At 34.4% G+C, this 19,932-nt stretch carries 20 protein-coding genes; 4 read left to right on the top strand and 16 right to left on the bottom strand.

Going from position 1 to position 19,932, the window contains the following annotated elements; genetic code table 11:
• The first annotated feature begins 95 nt into the window (after positions 1-95).
• Positions 96-881 (top strand): IS982 family transposase, encoded by a 786-nt coding sequence (locus tag ACNC7R_RS14265; RefSeq protein ID WP_417943144.1) that lies wholly within the window; start codon positions 96-98, stop codon positions 879-881.
• A 36-nt stretch (positions 882-917) separates the two neighbouring features.
• Here ACNC7R_RS14265 and ACNC7R_RS14260 read toward each other — a convergent pair whose 3' ends face one another.
• From ACNC7R_RS14260 to ACNC7R_RS14210, 11 genes are all read right to left on the bottom strand, one after another.
• Positions 918-1,127 carry a hypothetical protein gene (locus tag ACNC7R_RS14260; protein WP_417941735.1) on the bottom strand — a complete coding sequence of 70 codons (210 nt, stop codon included), beginning with the start codon at positions 1,125-1,127 and terminating at the stop codon, positions 918-920.
• Between the two features lie 11 nt (positions 1,128-1,138).
• Positions 1,139-1,519 (bottom strand): DoxX family protein, encoded by a 381-nt coding sequence (locus tag ACNC7R_RS14255; RefSeq protein WP_417941734.1) that lies wholly within the window; start codon positions 1,517-1,519, stop codon positions 1,139-1,141.
• Between the two features lie 347 nt (positions 1,520-1,866).
• Positions 1,867-2,619, bottom strand: coding sequence for a GNAT family N-acetyltransferase (locus ACNC7R_RS14250; protein ID WP_417941733.1), 753 nt, complete (start codon positions 2,617-2,619; stop codon positions 1,867-1,869).
• Between the two features lie 72 nt (positions 2,620-2,691).
• The gene (locus ACNC7R_RS14245) at positions 2,692-3,297 is read right to left on the bottom strand and encodes a Crp/Fnr family transcriptional regulator (RefSeq protein ID WP_417941732.1); all 606 of its coding nucleotides are present in this window, start codon (positions 3,295-3,297) and stop codon (positions 2,692-2,694) included.
• A gap of 378 nt (positions 3,298-3,675) precedes the next feature.
• A complete protein-coding gene (locus tag ACNC7R_RS14240) occupies positions 3,676-4,185 on the bottom strand; it encodes a hypothetical protein (RefSeq protein ID WP_417941731.1) in 510 nt (169 codons plus the stop codon).
• Positions 4,186-4,428: 243 nt separating this feature from the next.
• Positions 4,429-5,847, bottom strand: a complete 1,419-nt coding sequence (locus ACNC7R_RS14235; RefSeq protein ID WP_417941730.1) for a TolC family protein — start codon at positions 5,845-5,847, stop codon at positions 4,429-4,431.
• 129 nt (positions 5,848-5,976) lie between these two features.
• Positions 5,977-9,141 carry an efflux RND transporter permease subunit gene (locus tag ACNC7R_RS14230; RefSeq protein ID WP_417941729.1) on the bottom strand — a complete coding sequence of 1,055 codons (3,165 nt, stop codon included), beginning with the start codon at positions 9,139-9,141 and terminating at the stop codon, positions 5,977-5,979.
• Between the two features lie 11 nt (positions 9,142-9,152).
• Positions 9,153-10,295 carry an efflux RND transporter periplasmic adaptor subunit gene (locus ACNC7R_RS14225; protein ID WP_417941728.1) on the bottom strand — a complete coding sequence of 381 codons (1,143 nt, stop codon included), beginning with the start codon at positions 10,293-10,295 and terminating at the stop codon, positions 9,153-9,155.
• A gap of 319 nt (positions 10,296-10,614) precedes the next feature.
• Positions 10,615-11,208, bottom strand: coding sequence for a TetR/AcrR family transcriptional regulator (locus ACNC7R_RS14220; RefSeq protein ID WP_110348150.1), 594 nt, complete (start codon positions 11,206-11,208; stop codon positions 10,615-10,617).
• Positions 11,209-11,397: 189 nt separating this feature from the next.
• Positions 11,398-11,598, bottom strand: coding sequence for a hypothetical protein (locus ACNC7R_RS14215; RefSeq protein ID WP_417941727.1), 201 nt, complete (start codon positions 11,596-11,598; stop codon positions 11,398-11,400).
• Positions 11,599-11,878: 280 nt separating this feature from the next.
• Entirely contained in the window at positions 11,879-12,295 is a 417-nt protein-coding gene (locus tag ACNC7R_RS14210) for a hypothetical protein (RefSeq protein ID WP_417941726.1), read from the bottom strand.
• Between the two features lie 319 nt (positions 12,296-12,614).
• Between ACNC7R_RS14210 and ACNC7R_RS14205 the strand changes: the two genes are divergently transcribed.
• Positions 12,615-12,896: a cupin domain-containing protein gene (locus tag ACNC7R_RS14205; protein WP_417941725.1), complete on the top strand. Its 282-nt coding sequence runs from the start codon at positions 12,615-12,617 to the stop codon at positions 12,894-12,896.
• Here ACNC7R_RS14205 and ACNC7R_RS14200 read toward each other — a convergent pair.
• The 5 genes from ACNC7R_RS14200 to ACNC7R_RS14180 all read right to left on the bottom strand — a co-directional run bounded on the left by ACNC7R_RS14200 (position 12,877) and on the right by ACNC7R_RS14180 (position 17,107).
• Positions 12,877-13,461, bottom strand: a complete 585-nt coding sequence (locus ACNC7R_RS14200; protein ID WP_417941724.1) for a hypothetical protein — start codon at positions 13,459-13,461, stop codon at positions 12,877-12,879. The two genes, ACNC7R_RS14205 and ACNC7R_RS14200, sit on opposite strands and share 20 nt — an antisense overlap.
• Positions 13,462-13,476: 15 nt before the next feature.
• The gene (locus tag ACNC7R_RS14195; protein WP_417941723.1) at positions 13,477-13,890 is read right to left on the bottom strand and encodes a hypothetical protein; all 414 of its coding nucleotides are present in this window, start codon (positions 13,888-13,890) and stop codon (positions 13,477-13,479) included.
• A gap of 76 nt (positions 13,891-13,966) precedes the next feature.
• Positions 13,967-14,881 carry an SMP-30/gluconolactonase/LRE family protein gene (locus ACNC7R_RS14190; RefSeq protein WP_417941722.1) on the bottom strand — a complete coding sequence of 305 codons (915 nt, stop codon included), beginning with the start codon at positions 14,879-14,881 and terminating at the stop codon, positions 13,967-13,969.
• Between the two features lie 454 nt (positions 14,882-15,335).
• Complete coding sequence (locus ACNC7R_RS14185) at positions 15,336-15,878, bottom strand: tetratricopeptide repeat protein (RefSeq protein WP_417941721.1); 543 nt, start codon at positions 15,876-15,878, stop codon at positions 15,336-15,338.
• A gap of 239 nt (positions 15,879-16,117) precedes the next feature.
• On the bottom strand, positions 16,118-17,107 hold the full coding sequence (locus ACNC7R_RS14180) for a LamG-like jellyroll fold domain-containing protein (protein WP_417941720.1): 990 nt from the start codon (positions 17,105-17,107) through the stop codon (positions 16,118-16,120).
• Between the two features lie 399 nt (positions 17,108-17,506).
• Between ACNC7R_RS14180 and gnd the strand changes: the two genes are divergently transcribed.
• Together gnd and ACNC7R_RS14170 are read left to right on the top strand one after the other, a co-directional pair.
• Complete coding sequence (gene gnd / locus ACNC7R_RS14175; protein ID WP_417941719.1) at positions 17,507-18,406, top strand: phosphogluconate dehydrogenase (NAD(+)-dependent, decarboxylating); 900 nt, start codon at positions 17,507-17,509, stop codon at positions 18,404-18,406.
• Positions 18,407-18,609: 203 nt separating this feature from the next.
• Positions 18,610-19,929, top strand: a complete 1,320-nt coding sequence (locus tag ACNC7R_RS14170; protein WP_417941718.1) for a gluconate:H+ symporter — start codon at positions 18,610-18,612, stop codon at positions 19,927-19,929.
• Positions 19,930-19,932 lie beyond the last annotated feature (3 nt).

Here is a 19,932-nt window from a genome sequence, read left to right as displayed (position 1 = left end):
CAAATATAGTTAAAAATTATTTTAAGGTTTTAGAAGTTATAAGTTCTTTGAATTATGATTCAGTATCTAAATCAAGAGTTGGAAGAAGTAGCAAGATGTCTGATTTAGAGGTAATAGCACTTAGTCTAACAGCTGAATTCATGTCTATTGATAGTGAGAATTCACTTTTTAAACAGATTAGTTCCGGTATGATTCCTAATTTAATTGAACGTAGTCAATTCAATAAAAGAAGAAGAAAACTGTTTTTGTTTTCTGAAGAAATCAGAACCAAATTAGCCAACCGATTCTTGGAGTTCGAAAACTATTTTATTGTTGACAGTATGCCGTTGGAAATCTGTAAATTTTCTCGTCACAGCAGAATTAAGATCTGTAAAGATGAATTTGAAACAGCTCCTTCTAAAGGTTTTTGTGCTTCACAAAACAGCTGGTTTTATGGTTATAAGCTTCATGGGGTTTGTTCTGTATCTGGAGTTTTTCATTCTTTAGACATTACAAAAGCAGAAGTTCATGATGTTCATTTTTTAAATAACATCAAAAACCAAATGTCTGATTGTGTTATTCTTGGAGATAGAGGTTATCTTTCCCAGAGTGTTCAATTAGACCTATTTCAAACAGTTAAAATCAAATTAGAAACCCCAAAAAGAATCAATCAGAAAGACTATAAACCACAGCCATATATTTTTAGAAAATCCAGAAAAAGAATTGAAACTTTGTTTTCACAACTATGCGACCAGTTTTTAATTCGAAGAAATTATGCTAAATCTTTTAATGGTTTTAAAACAAGAATTTTAGCAAAAATAACGGCCATGACATTAATTCAATACATTAATAAATTCATATTTGACAGACCTATCAACAATATTAAAAATCAACTAATTTAATTTCACCCAACGGGTTTGTTTTGTTAATCAGTAATTCTATAAAAGCACTTCGCAATGAAAACCATGCGAATTTAAAAGTTCGATTATTTTGTGATTTGAAATTTCGGAAGCATGAATCCGCAGAATTTTATCGCAGTCTTCCAGATCAAAATTGATGACGCTGTTTGGGAAATGCTCAAGAAGCCTCCCTATAATCATTTCTGACTGTGCTGCTTCCTGAACATTTGTTTTAAAAACTTCTATCATCGCAATCTGATTTATATAGAACTTTTTTTAGCACGTTCTATTTTATGATAATAGACATAAGAAGTCATTAAAATCGCCAGAATGATTAAAGGTAAGAATCCCTGAAAATCCAATCCGTCAACTGCAAAATGACTTATGGATGCAAATATAAAGTCGAAAGCAAAACCTGCATAAGCCCATTCTTTAACACGATTTGGGACTTGTGGAATCACTAAAGCCAATACGCCCAGAATTTTGAAAACCACTAATGCATTCCCGAAATATTCAGGATATCCCAAATGTCTGATTCCTTCTTTTGCTAACTCAGTTTGTGAGGTTAGTGCAGGCATAACACCTTCAAAGAGAAAAATAAGAATGGTGGTTGTCCAGAAAATAATTTTTTCTTTTTTCATTGGTTTGTTTTATTAGTTAAATATTACATACGAATTTACTATTACTATCTTTTAACAAAACAGGTATTTCTGACTATTTTAGGGGCATTTAGGACATGTTGATGATTTTTTTTAGATTGGAAGAAGAAAGATGATAGAACAAAGAATTAAGCAGGATGGGGCAGCTTGATTCTGTATAATTTGCTTGAGAATTTTTGGTAAAGTAATCGCAATCTTGTCATTTCGACCTTTTGGGAGAAATCATACTAGTAACTCGACAGCAGTGAGTTGCTCTCCCTCAGTGATTTCTCCTTTCGTCGAAATGACAAAAAATCCGTTTTAACCACGTTTCGTTTAGTGAATCCGTATTATCCGTTAGGCATGCACTCGCTTTTCAAAACATAATTTCGAATTACAAATAAATCCTCAAAACCTAATCGGCTATAAATGTCTTTTCCCATCGCTGATGCTTGCAAATGCGCTGTTTCAGCATTTAAATCGATAGAGAGATTTAGGGCAAATTTCATGATTTCCTCTGCAAAGCCCTTTCTGCGCATTTCGGGAATTACGCCAACACCATGAATCCCCATATCTTTTCTGGTTTGGTAAAGCATAAAAGTTCCGATTGGTGTTTTATCTATTGCAACCAAATAGAAATGTACGTTTTGATAATCCTGAATTAGAATGTCTTTGCTGATGACATAGCCAAAAGCATTCGGATAAACCTCTGACCAGATTCTGGCATCTTCCTCAGTAGTTACTTTTTTGAAAATTAAATGATTCTGAAGTGTAAATTTTTGATTTAGCTTTAAAAACATACCAATCTGCTCGGTTTTGATTTCAAAACCGTTTTGTTCCAGAAAATTATTGGAATCACTTTCAAAAACATCCCAATACGGAATTACCAAACCTGGATTGTTTTTTACAATTTGAATAATTTTGGGAAGATCCTTTGAAGTAATATCTTCTTTAAACCACAACTTGTTAGGCCAGCCTGAATTTTCTATTCTGCAGTATTCTATTGCGTTCTGTTTGTTGTAGGCAAGGAGAGGAATTCCAACTGTTTTCCAGAAGTCGGTTAGATTGTCAATATTATCTTTGATGAGGTTTACATTTTTCATTTTGAAGGATGAATTTAAATAATAGGGCAAAGATAAATTTAGCTTTTCTGAAAAACCTTTACATATGTTGATTTACAAATCTTTTTCAAGACTTTTTCTGATCCTGCTTAATTGGGTGGGGGTAATGCCTAAATGTGAAGCGATATGCAATAATGGAATACGATCTGCAATATCAGGATGTTTATTAAGAAGTTGTACATATCTTTCAGTAGCGTTTTGCATAACGAGTGCCACTTCTCTTTGTTCTTTTTCGATGATCCAGTTTTTTTCTAAATGAGCAATATAGAAGTTCTTAAGATCGTCGTTTTGATAAATCAAATCCATATATTTTTTATAATTGATGTTGATTAAAATACAATCTTCCAAAGCTTCGAGAGTAAAATTTGAAGGTATCTGCAGCATCAGTGAAACTTTCGAACCTGCGAATGTATTTTCGAAAAAGAGATTTTTATTATAGAAATTTCCCTCTTGGTCAGTGATAAAAGCTCTTAAAATTCCTTTTGCTATAAAATGCAGGTTTTTAGCGATTTCTCCGTTTTGTAATAATGTTTCTGCTTTTTTTAAAGTGTGGAATTCGGTGATGTTTTCAATGAGTTTCCAGGACAGATCAGAAAGAGGGTAATAACTTTCGATGGTTTGTTTAAGATTGTTGAGGTATATTTCTTTATTGAAAGTCATAGTAAATGGTTTTGCTGCAAAAAAGCCAGGACACAAAGTTTGCTTTTTCAAAAGTAAGCAATAAACGCAATTTTGTCATTTCGACGAAGGAGAAATCTCCTCAAGAGGCTCCGCAAAGATTGAAGATTCACTGTATGGAGCTTATCACGGAAATCCTTCGTTCTTAGGGATGAAATGTAACGAGAAAAACTCTCGCAGATTTTGGAGATTAAGCAAATAAAATCTTTTTTTAATCTGTGAAATCTGTTGCAAAAAAATCTGCATAATTTGCTGGAGACTTAAAAAAAAGTACTTTATAACGTTTTTGTAGCAAATAAAAACCCAAAAAAACTCAGAGCTTTTAGCGGTTTAATTCAAAGAATATTATACTTTTTTTATTTAATCAGCATAATGATAAATACTTCTTTTGACTGTATTATTTATTTTTTCAAGCGTTACTTCTGTGACACCACCTTCATAATTCATTGAAATTGCGACTTTGTTTTTCGAAATTTCATAATCAATAGAGATTAATCCGTTTTTATTTACTGCAACAGATTTGTTTGTATTTGGAATCTCTCTTAAAAAATAATCTGATTCTTCTACTTTTTTGTTTTTAATAATATTTTGATAAGCTTTATTAAGGGCTGTATTTTGTATTATACATTCTCTCCCAGATCCCATTATTACTTCTACCTCTTTGCAATCTTCTTTTTCTTCGCTATGCTTTTGTTCTGTTTTAGAAATGACAGAAATATTAGCAACTTCACTAGCTTTTGCTGATTCTAATTCATGCTTTGAATCGTTTATTTCGGTTTTCGTAGCTCTTTCTGCTGTTGCTTGAGAATTTTTCTGGCAGCTAATTGCAGTTATAAAAATGATGAAGAATATAAAAGAGTAGGTTTTCATAAGGATATAAATTTACATCAGTAAATATATAAAATTATAAAAAGAATATGCTTTTGAGAGTTTCTTGTGAAGATCCTTCCTTCTTAAGGATGACAAGATGGAGATAACTCTAAATAATTAAATTATAATGTTTCTGAAGAAAGCAGATATATCTTTTTACATTGGGAAGCGAACAGCCAAAAAAAAGCGCTGCAAAACCGAAGTCTCACAACGCTTTCCGAAATAAATAATTAAAAACGGGTATTATTTCCAGCCTCCACCCAATGCACGATATAATTCGGTATTGGCAGAAAGCTGTGCTCTTTTAATGTCTGCTAATTCTAATTCGCTTTGCAGTAAACTTGCTTGTGCAGAAAGGACTTCAAGATATTCAGCCATTCCGTTTTTGAATAACAAATTCGAATTTTTAATGGCTTGTTGTAATGTTTTTACACGTTGCTGCAGAAAAGTTTGTTGTTGTTCTAATTTTTCTAATTTCACCATTGCATCGGCAACTTCGCTAACAGCAACTAAAACAGTTTGTCTGAAGTTCAGGACTGCTTTTTCTCTTTCCGCAACAGCGATATTATATTGCGTTCTGACTTTTTTGTTGTTTAATAAAGGCTGTGTTAAACTTCCAAGAGCAGTTCCAAAAAGTGAAGCCGGAATATTGAACCAACTGCTGGTTTCAAAAGAGTTTAATCCGCCTTGAGCTGTGATTCTTAAAGCAGGATAAAGATCCGCTTTTGTGATTCCGACATTTGCATTGGCAGCTTTTAAAGCTAGTTCAGCGCTTTTTACGTCAGGTCGTCTGCTTACCATTGAAGACGGGATTCCGACTGCTGTATTATTTCTTATATCAATAGCACTTAATACAATACTTCTTTTTTTAGCATTCGGAAATGATCCTGTCAATACACTTAAAGCATTTTCCTGAATGGCAATATTTTGTTCTAATAAAGGAACCAGTTGCGCAGCAGTTAATTTTTGTGCTTCAGATTGCTGAATCGCTAATGAAGTAACTTGTCCTGCTTCATATTTTAAGTTGATGATGTTGGTCGTACTATCATTCAATTGTACATTTTTCTTAGCAATTTCCAATTGAGCATCCAGCATTAAAAGATTGTAATATCCTTTAGAAACATTAGCTACAATATTAGTTTGCAGTACTTTTTTTACTTCTTCTGACTGAAGATAACTTGCAAAAGCGCCTTTTTTCTGGCTTTTGATTTTTCCCCAGATATCCGCTTCCCATGAAAGAGAAACTCCGGCAGAATAATCTTCTATGTGTTGTTTACCTAATGCCTGATTCAGGTTCATTCCGGTAAAACTGTTTTCAGACGGACGGTTGGTGTTGGCATTTACAAATAAATTAGTCTGAGGAACATTATTCCATTTCGATTGTGTGAATCTGTATTGTGCAATTTCGATGTTTTTGGCAGCAATCTGCAAGTCATTGTTTCTCGCCACAGCACTATCGATTAGCTCCACAATATCACTTTCTTTGAAGAAATTTTTCCACTCCAAATCTCCGATACTCGTTGTGTCAGCTGAAACTGATGCACTCCTGAAATTTTCAGGAAATGCATCTTTTGGAGTTTCAATATCCTTAGAAACTTTACAGGATATGAATGTGACGATCAAAATAGCAATCATCACGATTTTGGTTATATAATTTTTCATTTTACTTTGTCGTAATTAAATTTCTGGACATTTATCTTTTTTAGCTTCGAGGTCTTTCGAAACTTTATACGATATGTATGCTAGGCATCCGATGATTGTCATCAGAATTGTCGTTATATAGTTTTCCATTTATTTTTCTTCGTTATGAATTACAGCTACCGGTTTTCCGGAAACCTTTTCTTGTAAATGTTGGAATACGATAAATAAAACCGGGATGATCATTAACCCAAGAATTACTCCCGAAACCATACCTCCGGCAGCACCAATACTAATCGAATGGTTACCCTGAGCCGATGGTCCTTTGGCACTCATCATCGGAATTAATCCTACTACGAAAGCCAGCGATGTCATGATAATAGGACGCAGACGTAATTTGGCAGCATCGAGAGATGCTTTAACCAAAGCTTGTCCGGATTTTCGTTTTTGAACGGCAAATTCTACTATCAGAATTGCGTTTTTAGCGAGTAGTCCAATTAGCATTACCAATGCCACCTGAACATAGATATTGTTTTCAATTCCGGTTAAACCAATGGCTGCGAATACTCCAAAAATTCCTGCAGGGATTGATAAGATTACGGCAAGAGGCAAAATGTAACTTTCGTATTGTGCAGCAAGTAAGAAATAGACAAATATCAAACACAATAAGAAAATCGTTGACGATTGCCCTCCGGAAGAAATTTCTTCTCGGGTTTGCCCGGAGAATTCATAACTGTAACCTGCAGGTAATTGTTGTGCTGCCACTTCTTCGATTGCTTTAATAGCATCTCCGGAACTAAATCCAGGTTTCGGAATTGCATTAATCGAAATCGAGTTGAACAAATTATATCTCGAAGCCGTTTCAGAACCATAAATACGGCTTAGTTTTACCAAAGTATTTATAGGGACCATTTCTCCATTTTTGTTTTTTACAAACACACGGTCAATTGCAGTAGGATCAGCTCTGTCGGCAATATCTGCCTGAACAACTACACGGTAATATTTACCAAATCGGTTAAAGTCGGAAGCCTGTGCACTACCAAAATAGGCCTGCATGGTTTGCAGAATATCTTTTACTTTAACGCCTAACTGATCTGCTTTTTCATCGTTGATATCCAGTTGTAATTGTGGATAATCGGCTTTGAAACTGGTAAAGGCTACGGCAATTTCCGGACGTTTCATCAATTCACCAATAAATTGCTGGGAAATGCCACTAAACTTATCCAGTTTACCTCCGGTTTTATCCTGAAGAACCATATCTAATGCCTCAACATTACTAAATCCGGGAACTGTCGGGAAACTAAATACGAAGAAACTTCCACCTGAAATTGCGCCTAATTTTCCGCGGACTTCATTCATAATTTCATCAATATTTTTAACTTCTCCACGCTCTTCATTTGGTTTAAGCAATACGAAAACTACCGCAGATGATGGGCTAGTAGAGTTTGTTAGCAAGTTGAAACCTGAAATTGCAGTTACAAATCGGGAAGAACTTAAACCTCTTAACGTATTTTCAGCTTCGGTCATTACTTTTTGAGTTCCGTCCAATGATGTACCGGATGGTGTATTAACCGCAATAGCAATAAAACCCTGATCTTCTGTAGGAATAAATCCTGCTGGAGTCGTTTTGACCATTACAACTGTAGCAAAAGTAATTAAAGCCAATCCTCCTAAACTAACCCATTTGTTACGGATTAAGAATTTTAATCCGCCCACATAACGGTTGGTCAATGCTTCAAAACTATTGTTGAATCCGATAAAGAATTTCTCTTTGAATCCTTGTTTTTTGTAAGGAGCATTTCTATTATTCGCTGTGTGATTATCCTTTAAGAACAATGCGGCAAGAGCAGGACTTAAAGTCAAAGCATTAATAGCCGAAATGACAATTGCAATGGCCATTGTAAAAGCAAACTGACGATAGAAAACTCCAGTTGAGCCTTCCATAAAACCAACCGGCAGGAATACAGCAGCCATTACCAGCGTAATCGAGATAATAGCACCCGTTATTTCGTGCATTGCTTCATGCGTGGCTACTTTTGGAGACAAATGTTTGTGCTCCATTTTCGCATGCACGGCTTCGACCACTACAATGGCATCATCCACCACAATACCAATCGCCAGAATTAATGCGAAAAGCGTTAGTAAGTTGATCGAGAATCCGAATAACTGCATGAAGAAGAACGTTCCTAAAATTGCTACAGGTACAGCAATAGCCGGGATTAATGTTGATCTGAAGTCTTGCAGGAAGATAAATACCACGATGAAAACTAAAATGAAAGCTTCCAGAAGGGTATGTTCCACCTGTTCGATAGATTGATCTAGAGATACTTTTGTACTATAAAAAATATTGTGTTTTATGCCAGATGGAAAATCTTTAGAAGCTTTTTCCATCATTTTATTAATTGCAATCTGAATATCATTTGAGTTGGATCCAGCCAGCTGAATTACCCCAATTACAATTCCTTTTTTACCATTTAAACGAGTTAAACTGTTATAAGAGTAGGCACCAAGTTCCACTCTGGCAACGTCTTTTAAACGAAGTACAGAGCCATCAGTATTAGAGCGAATCGCAATATTTTGATAATCCTCAGGTTTGGTTAGTTTTCCTTTGTATTTAATTACATATTCAAAAACTTCTTTACTTCTTTCTCCAAATTTACCGGGAGCAGCTTCCAGACTTTTGTCCTGAATAGCTGCCATTACTTCATTTGGCGTAACATTATGAGTTGCCATTTGTGTGGGATTCAACCAAACACGCATGGAGTAATCTTTAACTCCGCCAAAAATACTGGCAGAACCAACTCCGGGAATACGTTTTAATTCCGGAATAATATTGATTTGAGCATAATTGGCAACAAAAGTCTGATCGTATTTTGACTCATCATCCGTGTACATACCGATTGCCATGATGAAACTGTTTTGTTGTTTCGCCGTGATTACTCCTTGCTGAACCACTTCTGCTGGCAGCTGGCTTGTCGCCTGAGCCACCCTGTTCTGAACGTTTACAGCAGCCTGATCGGCATCTGTACCTAATTTAAAGAAAACAGTAATAGCAAGAGTACCATCATTAGAAGCAGTAGAACTCATGTATGTCATATTTTCAACACCATTTATAGATTCTTCCAGAGAGGGCGCAACCGAACGTAAAACCGTTTCTGCGTTAGCTCCGGGATATACCGCCGTTACCAAAACCGATGGCGGCGCAATATCAGGAAACTGTTGTAAAGGCAATTTCGTAAGTCCAAGTACTCCCAGAATCACCAGTAAGATCGAGATTACGGTTGCCAGTACGGGTCTTTGTATAAATATTTTGAACATTTTCGTAAAAATTATTTTTTGTTAGTTATTTGAGCAACCTTAGCAGCTTTCTCAGGTTGGATCACTTGTCCTTCCTGAAGTTTATCAATACCACTTAATACAATTTGGTCACCGGATTTTACACCATCTTTAATTAGATAGTTAGTACCACTTTTGCCCACTACACTAATTGGTATTTTGGTAACCTTGTTGTTTTTATCTACCGTAAAGACAAAAACTTTATCCTGCATTTCAATCGTAGCCGATTGCGGAACCAGAATAGCATCGTCATGCTGTAATCCTAAACGGATTCTTCCCGTGTTTCCAGAGCGTAGAGTTCCGTTTGCATTCGGAAAAGTAGCTCTCAGCGTAATAGCACCTGTAGTTTTATCAAACTGACCGTCTACCATATCAATTTTTCCTGTTTGAGGATAAGCGTTATTATCAGCTAATATTAAAGAAACCGGAGGTAATTTTTTGATTTTGTCTCCAATGCTATTTCCTGCATACTGAGATTTAAAATTGATAAAATCTGTTTCTCCCAAAGAGAAATAAGCAAATACTTCATGTACATCAGAAAGTGTAGTTAACGGTTCAACATCTGTTGCAGACACCAAACTCCCTTGCTTTTTAGGCAGTCTTCCGATGTAACCGCTTACCGGAGCCGTAACATTAGTATATCCTAAATTGATTTTAGCAGAAGCCACCATTGCTTTTGCCTGCTCGATATTAGCAGCAGCAATTTTTTGAGAAGCTTTGGCTGTTTTTAACTGATAATCAGAAACTACTTTGTTTTGCACTAAAGGAGTTAATTTATCTACTTCTAACTGAGCGTTGATCAAAGCAGCTTCAGCAGCATGAAGACTGGCCAAAGCATTGTTTAACTGCTCACGAAAAGGACGTTCGTTTATTTTGAATAAAATCTGGCCTTTGCTTACATAAGAGCCTTCATCTACCAAAACACGGTCAAGGTTTCCGCTTACCTGTGGACGAATCTCTACATCTACAGTTCCTTGTATCGAAGCCGGATATTCATTATCGGTAGTAGTATTCTCGCTTGTTATCGATGCAACAGGTAAAACCGGTGGAGGAGGTGGTGCTGGCGCTTGTGATTTATCAGCACAACTGCTTAGTACAAGTGCCATAATAAAGCTGGTTATAATTACATTTTTCATTTTCATATTGGTTTTAATTTGTTGGACATTCTCGTTTTTAAAATTTTTATTTCTGGTATGCTGTAGATTCACTTTTTAAGTCTATTAAATTTTCTAACGTCGTTAAGTAAATTGATGCAAAAATTCAAATAATAATGCGTTCCAATTTCTGTTTCATAAATCGGTATTAAATTATTTATCGGTGTTAAGTAATGGTTTGAAAAAAGGGTTTGTTTATGTTAATTAAATTATTTATCACTGTTAAGTAAAAGAGTAAAAAAAAGGATTTGCTAAATTACCTATTAAATCATTTACCACTGTTAAGTTAAAATGAATTTTTTTATTGTATTGATTTTATGATCCCGCCAATAGCATCTTTTAGAATCTGTCCGTTAATAGTATCCAGCGAAATGCTTTTGTTGATAATATTAATCGCAATCAAACCATGAATGACCGAAAAGAAAGTAAAATACTTTTGTTTGATAACTTCTTCAGTCGGGTTGCTTTTTTTCATTATTTCTGCAATGACCGAAGTAAATAATTTATAAGGTGTTTTTGCAGCATCACATTGTTCAGAACAGCAATTCATTTGTACGCCAAACATCACCTGATACATTTCGGTATCTGTAAAGGCAAAATCCCAATAGGCCATCCACATGGCTTCAATCTGGTCTTCCGGTTTGTCAAACTTAGCTTTGGCATCTTCCAGCTCTTTACCTAATTTAAGGAAACCTTTACCGGTTAGCTCTCTTAATATTGCATCTTTATTTGAAAAGTACTCATATATGATGGGAGCAGTATATTCGATTCTGTCGGCAATTTTACGCATACTCAAACCAGTCCAGCCTTCTTCTTTGACGATATCATAAGCAGCGCCAAGAATATTATTTCTTGTCTCTTCTTTTTGTCTTAAAATACGATCTTTACTAGCCATTTTGAATAAGTATTAAATTGTTTAACACTGTTAGGCAAATGTAGGACGGTTTTTCGAATTATGAAATATTTTTATCATAATATTTTCTTATCGTACAATAAGCGTGTATAAAATATCTTTGTCTAACCTTGATTTATCTCAATTTTTAGGGTTTTGTTTTGTTTTTTGCAGCAGAAGATTTGTGTTTTTTTAAGGCGTTTTGTCCTGCTCTCCATTATATCTTTTGTGGTAAACCCCACCACAAAAGGATGCCATTTCGATCAGGGCTAAGGCATAAAGATATCGTTTTTCATAATTTTTAATCCAGATTCTTCTAAGGATATTTCCACATAATAAAGAAAAATTTTGATAGGAATGATAAATTAAATTGAACCGACAAATGAGTTCCATACGAGCGGGATATTTTTAACCAGAAATGAATATGCTTCGATCCTACGGATCTTTTTTCATATGCTGTTTCTTTGTAACCGGATTAAAATCCCGCCTTACAATATTAATTGAGCCGATTGGCTCTTTTTATATTTTTATGTAGTCTTTTCGAAAGGCAAGAATAAAAAACACTATGCAAAACCAGTTTTTCCTGTCCATTGAATAGGATACAGAATTAAAATTTTGGAAATAAGTATTTGAATGTTTGATTTTTAATAAGGTATTTGAGATGAAGTTATGATTAATCAAAATACTCAATTAGTTTTTTATCCTCCATTACAATATGATCTGTGATATGAAAGACTTCTTTAATCCAAGGGTGTTCTAACGCTTCTTTTCTATCTAGAATATATCCAAGAATTTTATGGTTCCAGGGAGACTCTTCTTTATCCATTAAACCTATTTGATATTCGTCATTATCACCAATCCAGATTCTAAATGAAAATGAAAATCTATTTTTAGGCTCATCATCTGTACCCCAATCGCCAATGCTGATTATTCCAATTGCAAATTGATCATCATGACCTTTTGTGAATCTCAAATAATAAATGGCAAACGCATCTTCATTTTTATAGACAAATCGGGTTAGTTTAATTGTTTCATTGTTGCAACAATCACAAACTTCGAGGATAGGTTCTTCAAATTCGATTCTTATCATTTTACAGGCTTCAAATATTTTTTCAAATGTATTAATTTTTGATTATGATTTACATTTTAGCTTTAGATGTATTGTGAGAACAAAAAAGCTCTAAACGGATTAATATACTTTACAAACAATTTTTGCAAAAACATTTTGTATTATTACAGAAAAAGTAAAAATGAAACCAGCATCCATTCTAAAAATTGCGATTGCTATTTTAATTGTACAATCAGAGCATGCTTAGGAAACTAAAAAAGAGACAACTCCAACAGAAATAAAATATTCGCTTGAAAACTGTGTCAATCATTTTGACCTAAACAAAGCCACAAAAACAAAAGTGGGTTATCAATATTGGTTTGCCAATAAAAATTTCACTCAGGAAAATACACTCAAAATGAGTATCGTCGAGCTTGGGAAATCAACACACGCGCCGCATCATCATCCCGAAGAAGAATTCTTCTATATCCTGGAAGGTACTGCCGAATTCTTTCTTGACGGAAAAACGGTCACAGCCGGACCAAATACCAGTTTTTATTGCCCTCCAAATGCGGAACACGGAATCAGCAATGTTGGGAAAACCGATTTGAAGTATTTGGTGATTAAGAAGGATTTGAGATAAATTTTCTAATTTGCTTTTTGATTAGATAATATATCCAGACAAATAACAAAAACAAAATGATCTTCATTAATAAAGCCAAAAAATAGTTTGGCGGATAAATCCCTATATCATTATACATTGTAAAGGTACTTGGTAAATAATCACGATGAAAAGTAATAATTAATATCACAAATAGCTCAATTGAAATAATCAGCAAAAAGCTAAACACAATTCTTAAAAAGACATTTTTATAGATTTTTCTAAATCGCAGAAGCTGTGTTATCGTAAACCATAAAATTGGCTGTAGCCAAAATCCAATTGCATATTTTCCAAACATTCTTTGTAGCATATAGCTTTGTTCTTCAGGATTACTTTCGGCATAAAAAACAATTGTTCCAATAATCCATACGAGAAAGTAAATGATTCCAACAAAGGAAATAAACTGAACAGCTTCTTTATCTGTTTTATATAATTGTGGCTTCTTCACAAAAACAGACAGCAATAAATAGAGTAGTGTATATAAGCCAAAAGCTGTAAAAAAGTCTATTGTTATGATTTGAAGAAGTAACAAGATGTTTTCTTTCATGTATTTTATAGATTGTTAATCGAAGTATGCAATTAATTCTTTATCCTCATCAACAATATGATCTGTGATATGAAATACTTCCTGAATCCATGGATGTTCTAATGCATCTTTTCTGTATAAAATCTTTTCAAGTATTTCATGTTTCCATGGTGATTCCTCTTTGTCCATTAAGCCTATCTGAAAATATGTCTCGTCCAGCCATATTCTAAATGGAAACGAAAACCTGTTTTTAGGCTCTTCATCTGTTCCCCAATCGCCAATGCTAATTAATCCAAGTGCATATTTGTCTTCGTGTCCCTTTGTGAATTTTAAATAATAAATAGCAAATGCATCTTCATCTTTATAAACAAATCGGGTTAATTTAACGGTTTCATTTTCGCAACAGTCACAAAGCTCTATAACTGGTTCTTCAAATTCGATTCGGATCATTAGAATGTTTTACAATTTGTAGTTTCAAATGTATGGATTTTGGATTGAGGATTCATACATTTTATAATGTGAGTTATTATTTCATTCCTTTAATATTCATTTCTAACGTATAAACGCTTTTACCTGCAGTAATAAATAAGGTTTTAAATTTTTTTCCTCCAAAGCATACATTTGCTGTCCACGGTTCTTTTACATCAATGTGAGTAATTTTTTCTCCCTTTGGATTAAAAATTGAAACGCCTTTTCCGGTTAAGTAAATATTCCCAGCTTCATCAATCGTCATTCCATCAGAACCTGATTCGGTAAAAAGTGTTTTCTCTTCTAAAGAACCGTCATTATTGATTTTATACGAGTAGGTTTTGTTTGCTTCAATATCAGCAACGTATAACATTTTGCCATCCGAAGTTCCTATAATGCCGTTGGGTTTTATCAGGTCATTGGCAACGTTGGTAATTTTAGTTTTATCAGGAGATAGATAATAAACGCATTCTTTTTCTATTTCTTTGGAAGTATGAGCCCAGTAGTCTCTTTGGTAAAAAGGATCTGTAAAATAAATACCACCTTTTGGATCAACCCAAAGATCATTGGGACCGTTAAATCTTTTGCCTTCAAAATTATTTACCAATACCGAAATATTTTTGTCCGGATCAATTTTCCAGATTTCATTTTTTTCATCGGCGCAGGCCAAAAGATTGCCTTCGTGGTCAAAATACATGCCGTTTGCTCTTCCCGCATTTTCCATGTAAACAGAAAGCACACCATCAACTGACCATTTCATGATTCGGTTATTAGGCTGATCAGTAAAAAAGATATTACCTTTTTTATCTACAGCAGGCCCTTCCGTAAAACTGTATTGATCTGATAATTTTGTGAGAACAGCCCCTTTTGCTATTATGTTGCGATTTTGATTTTCTGACATCTGAGAATACATAAAATTTGTAAAGGCGAAGGCAATAACGAAGAAGAGAAGTGTTTTTATTTTATGATTCATAAAGAAGTTTTTTAAACATTGATGTTGATCGTGTAACAAGCTATTTTTATTTCTGATATTCTGTAAAGTCTGGTTCAAAACTTGTAAAATAATACAATGCAATTATTATTAAGCAAATTATAATGGTCAATAAATTTTGTTTGAAAAATTTTAATGTCATTATAGTTAATAACCCAATTGTAATCATTAAACCTTTCTCTGCATATGGAGCAAAAACTTCAAAAGCCAAATATTTAGGAATCAATGGGTTTCTATAACTTAATTTTACTGAGCAATAAATAATGAATATGAATAACAAATGCAAAATCAATAGGATTATCAGGCAATTTGATATTCTTGCAATGCTTTTTTTGTTGTTTATTGCGTTTAGTTTTGTAAGCATTTTTTATGTTCAATTTATAGATTATAGGAATACAATTTATAATATAAGTTCCAGGTTGTTTAAAATCATTTATCAATCACAATAATGATTTTCTAAATATTTTTTAGAATCTTCATCCCCTAATTCGGTTGCTTTTTTCAAATCTTCACACCCGCCGGTTTTATCATTTAGTTTGGTGTATTTTAGAAGTGCTCTATTTGAATAAGCATATACAAAATCTTTATTTAAACGAATTGCGTGGTCAAAATCATCTTTAGAGTTTTTGAGATAATCAATTTCATAATAAGCTCTTCCTCTGTATGCATAAGGTTCTTCATTTTCAGGAGATAACTTTATCGCCGTTGTGTAATCGGAAATTGCTTTTTCGTATTCTTTTAAATCCATATAAGCACTACCCCGGGAGATATAAGCAGTAGGATAATCTTTGTCCCAATCATTCGATGCATTATATGATTTGATACAACCAACCAAATCACCTTTTGATTGTTTTATGAATCCCATCCAGTAATGGAATTTGACTATTGGAAAAAAGGGACCCTTCCAGATAGCCAGAAGTATATAAAAAATGGTACAAACTGCAAGAGAAATTATAATTGGCTTTTTGGTATTGCTCATTAGATGTGATGATTTCGTTTTGATTTTATCAAATGTAAATTTTTTATTTTGATTTCATTTTTTAGCCATTTTAAAAGGGTTATAAAATACGATTTAACTTAGTTTGTATGAGTTAAATTTTCAGAAAGTCATAATATGAAATTTTGAAAAAAGCGAATCATTAAAGCCACTCGATTAACAAAAAAACAGCTTCATTTAAGAAATTTAAATGAAGCCGTTTTTTACAGTTTAGAAAAATTCTACTTTTTAATGAATTTAATAGCTTTTCCACCATTCAGTTTTAAGAGATATGCTCCCTTAGTTAAATTTTGAATGTTGATTTTCGAATTATTATCAACAGTTCCACTTTTTACTTCAGCACCAGAAACAGTATATATTTTATAATTTCCGGTTTGAGCTAATTCTGAAATCTGAATAAAATCTGATGAAGGGTTTGGATACAATTGTAAACGATTATTTGCTCCGTTAAACTTGTCTGTTGACAATGTTACAGTGCTGTTTCCGATCCAGTTTGAAGATGTTCCGGTCAAGGCAAAGTTATTGAGTGTTCCGGGATTAGCACCTAATTCGTCAATCAAAGTAGTTTCTGAAGTATTGTTTCCATTGGCCGTTCCCTGATTGAATTTATAATAAGAAATTAAACCGGTCTGAGGAAGAATTAGCTGCGTGAATTTATTGGAATTTATTTCTGTCGCTGTTCTGGCTGTATTCCAGATGCGTACTTCGGTTATATCTACATTTAGATATCTGTTATCCACAAATGCTGATCCTATATATATTTTAGGATTTGCATTTAAAACAGTTGAACTAGCACTATTTGACTGATTATCCAATACTCCGTCAACATACAAAGCTGCACCAATATTAGCGTCTCTAACCACTGCAACATGATGCCAGTTCCCGTCTAAAACATTGATATTCCCGTTTACGTTTGTATTTGTACTGCCATCCCAAAAGCTTAATTTATTATTTAAGATTGAGAAAATAAAGTCATTATGAGAACCTCCAACATCTGAGTCCAGGATTCCGGCACCCTGATAAGCAACACTTCCAACAGGCGAATTGCTTAAAAGTTTTATGTGAGCTTCCAATGTAAATGATGATGTGGTAACATTATTAATAGCAACAACATCATTAGCGCCGTCAAAGTTTAATGCATTGCCCGATTGAGCATGTAGAGCAGTAGACAACAACATTAGTAATGATGCTAAAATGTAATTTTGTATCATAGATTTTGGTTTTAATTATAATTTAGAATACTAGTATACTTTTATCGATTCTTTTTCGTCTTAAAAGAAGAAAAATCTCACTTTTTTACTTCCGGATTATGGACATAAAGTAAGGTTTTAGATATATAAAAAATGATTTTTTGAGAAGCTAAAATACGATTTAAAATCTGATATAAACAAGAAAATTAGCACTAAATGTTAAACATTTAAGCAAATGATATAATGGATTCAAGATTATTATTCTGTTGTGTTTATCAGAAGTAGGATTCTTTGTTTTGTTTTCGATTATTAATTTTATTTAACATTTTTCTCACAAATTCCAAAAATTAAAATCCCAAATACCAACCCATAATGAATTGAAAGTAATATTTTTACGAAACAAATACAAAAACCACACACATGCAAGTAGGAATAATAGGACTCGGAAAAATGGGATTTAATCTCGCCTTGAATTTAAAACGCAATCACTATCAGGTTGTGGCACAGGATGTCAACACCGATTTTGTTTCAAAAATAGGCCAGGAGGGAATTGAAACTGCTTATACTGTTGAAGAACTCTGCCAAAAATTAACCGACAGAAGAGTCATTTGGCTCATGGTTCCGGCGGGCGAAATTGTAGATGGGGTAATTACTTCATTACTTCCATATTTATCCAAAAATGATATCATTATTGATGGTGGAAATTCGAATTACAACGATTCGAAACGCCGTTATGCGCAACTAAAAGAACACGGAATTGATTTTCTGGACTGCGGAACTTCGGGAGGAACTTCGGGAGCTTTAAACGGCGCTTGCACCATGATTGGCGGAGATGCTGATGTATTTGATTACGTAGCCCAGGTTTTCAAAGATATTTCGGTTGAAAATGGATTTCTATATACCGGAGCTGCCGGAAGCGGTCATTTTACCAAAATGGTCCACAACGGTATCGAATATGGTATGATGCAGTCTATCGCAGAAGGATTTGAGGTTTTTGAGCATTCCGAATTTGATATCGATTTTCAAAAAACCGCAAAACTGTTCAATCATGGCTCTGTAGTCCGAAGCTGGCTGATGGAACTCACCGAAAATGCCTTCTCAAAAGATGCAAGACTAGACGGAATAAAAGGAATCATGCATTCTTCAGGCGAGGGAAAATGGACACTCGAAACCGCTTTGGATTTAGGCGTTCCAACTCCGGTAATCGCCCTTTCGATCATGATGCGTTACCGTTCGCAAATGTCGGATACATTTTCAGGAAAAGTTGTGGCGGCACTTCGAAACGAGTTTGGTGGACATGCTGTAGAAAAAAGCGAATAATAGTTTAAACGTTTAATTTAAACACATAGAAACATAGGTTTTTCTTTTTTTTTGAATAATATAAAAGAGAAACTTATTTCTCAACACATAGCTATGAGTTTTTAAATAAGTGAAACGCCTTAATGAGCTTACAAAATCTATGATTCTATGTGTTTAACACAATTACACCCAAAGAATAGTATTCATTTATCATTTCGAAACTTATGTCATTACTGATTCTGATTGCCAGTATTCTTTTATTATTAATCCTGATTTCCGGGGTGAAACTCAATGCCTTTATAGCCTTGGTTATTTCCGCATTTTTTGTGGGAATTGCAAAAGAAATGCCTTTTATGGATTTGATTAATTCCATTCAGCAGGGAGTTGGAAGCACGTTAGGTTCTTTGATTTTGATTATTGCTTTTGGAGTTGTATTAGGAAATCTGCTTTCAGACAGCGGAGCTGCTCAGCGAATAAGTTCAGTTATGATTCGCTCTTTTGGAGTAAGACATATCAAATGGGCGATGGTGATTACCGGTTTCTCTGTTGGGATTTCAATGTTTTACAATGCCGGTTTCATTATTTTGATCCCGATGGTTTTTGCTGTAGCCAAAAGCACTAAACAGCCGATTATTTATCTCGGGATTGCGATGGCCTCAGCACTTTCCATCACACATGGTTTTTTACCTCCGCATCCGGGACCAACTGCCATTGCAGTTATTTTTAAAGCGAATATTGGCAAAACTCTTATTTACGGACTTTTAGTAGCCCTGCCTTCACTTTTTGCTGCCGGAATCGTGTTTCCAGAATTCATTAAAAAAATCAATGCTTTTCCGCCAAAAGGGTTATTCGAAAGTAAAACGTTTACGGAAGCCGAAATGCCTTCGTTCGGAATTAGTATTGTAACAGCATTAGTTCCGGTATTTTTGATGGGAATGGCTACGTTCAGTGAATTGGCTTTGACGGAAGAAAGTACATTGCGTTCTGTTTTACTTTTTATAGGAAACCCAACTACTTCGATGCTGATTGCGGTACTTTTTGCGGTACTTTCATTAGGTATTTTTCGCGGAAGAAAAATGCAGGATATCATGGATAAGTCGGGTAGTGCCATTAGTTCTGCTACGATGATCATTTTAATTATTGGGGCAGGAGGCGCTTTTAAACAAGTCCTGATCGATAGCGGAATCGGAACAGATTTGAGTCAGTTTTTCGAAAAATCATCGCTGTCTCCGTTGGTTTTAGGCTGGCTGATTGCGACAATAATCAGGATTGCTTTAGGATCTGCAACAGTTGCCGGGTTAACAGCAGCAGGGATTGTACAGCCTTTGGTAGTAGCTTCAGGTGTAAGTCCGGAATTGATGGTGCTTTCCATAGGAGCAGGAAGTTTGATGTGTTCGCACGTTAACGATACCGGATTCTGGATGTTCAAGGAATATTTCGGAATAAGTGTTTCAGATACTTTTAAAACCTGGACGGTAATGGAAACCATTATTGGCGTGATGGGACTAATAGGGGTATTGTTGCTTAATTTAGGGATCAAATAAAAG

Source organism: Flavobacterium adiutor (assembly GCF_048282555.1).
In the GTDB taxonomy this organism is placed as follows: domain Bacteria; phylum Bacteroidota; class Bacteroidia; order Flavobacteriales; family Flavobacteriaceae; genus Flavobacterium.
This window is presented reverse-complemented; position numbering and strand designations above follow the sequence as displayed.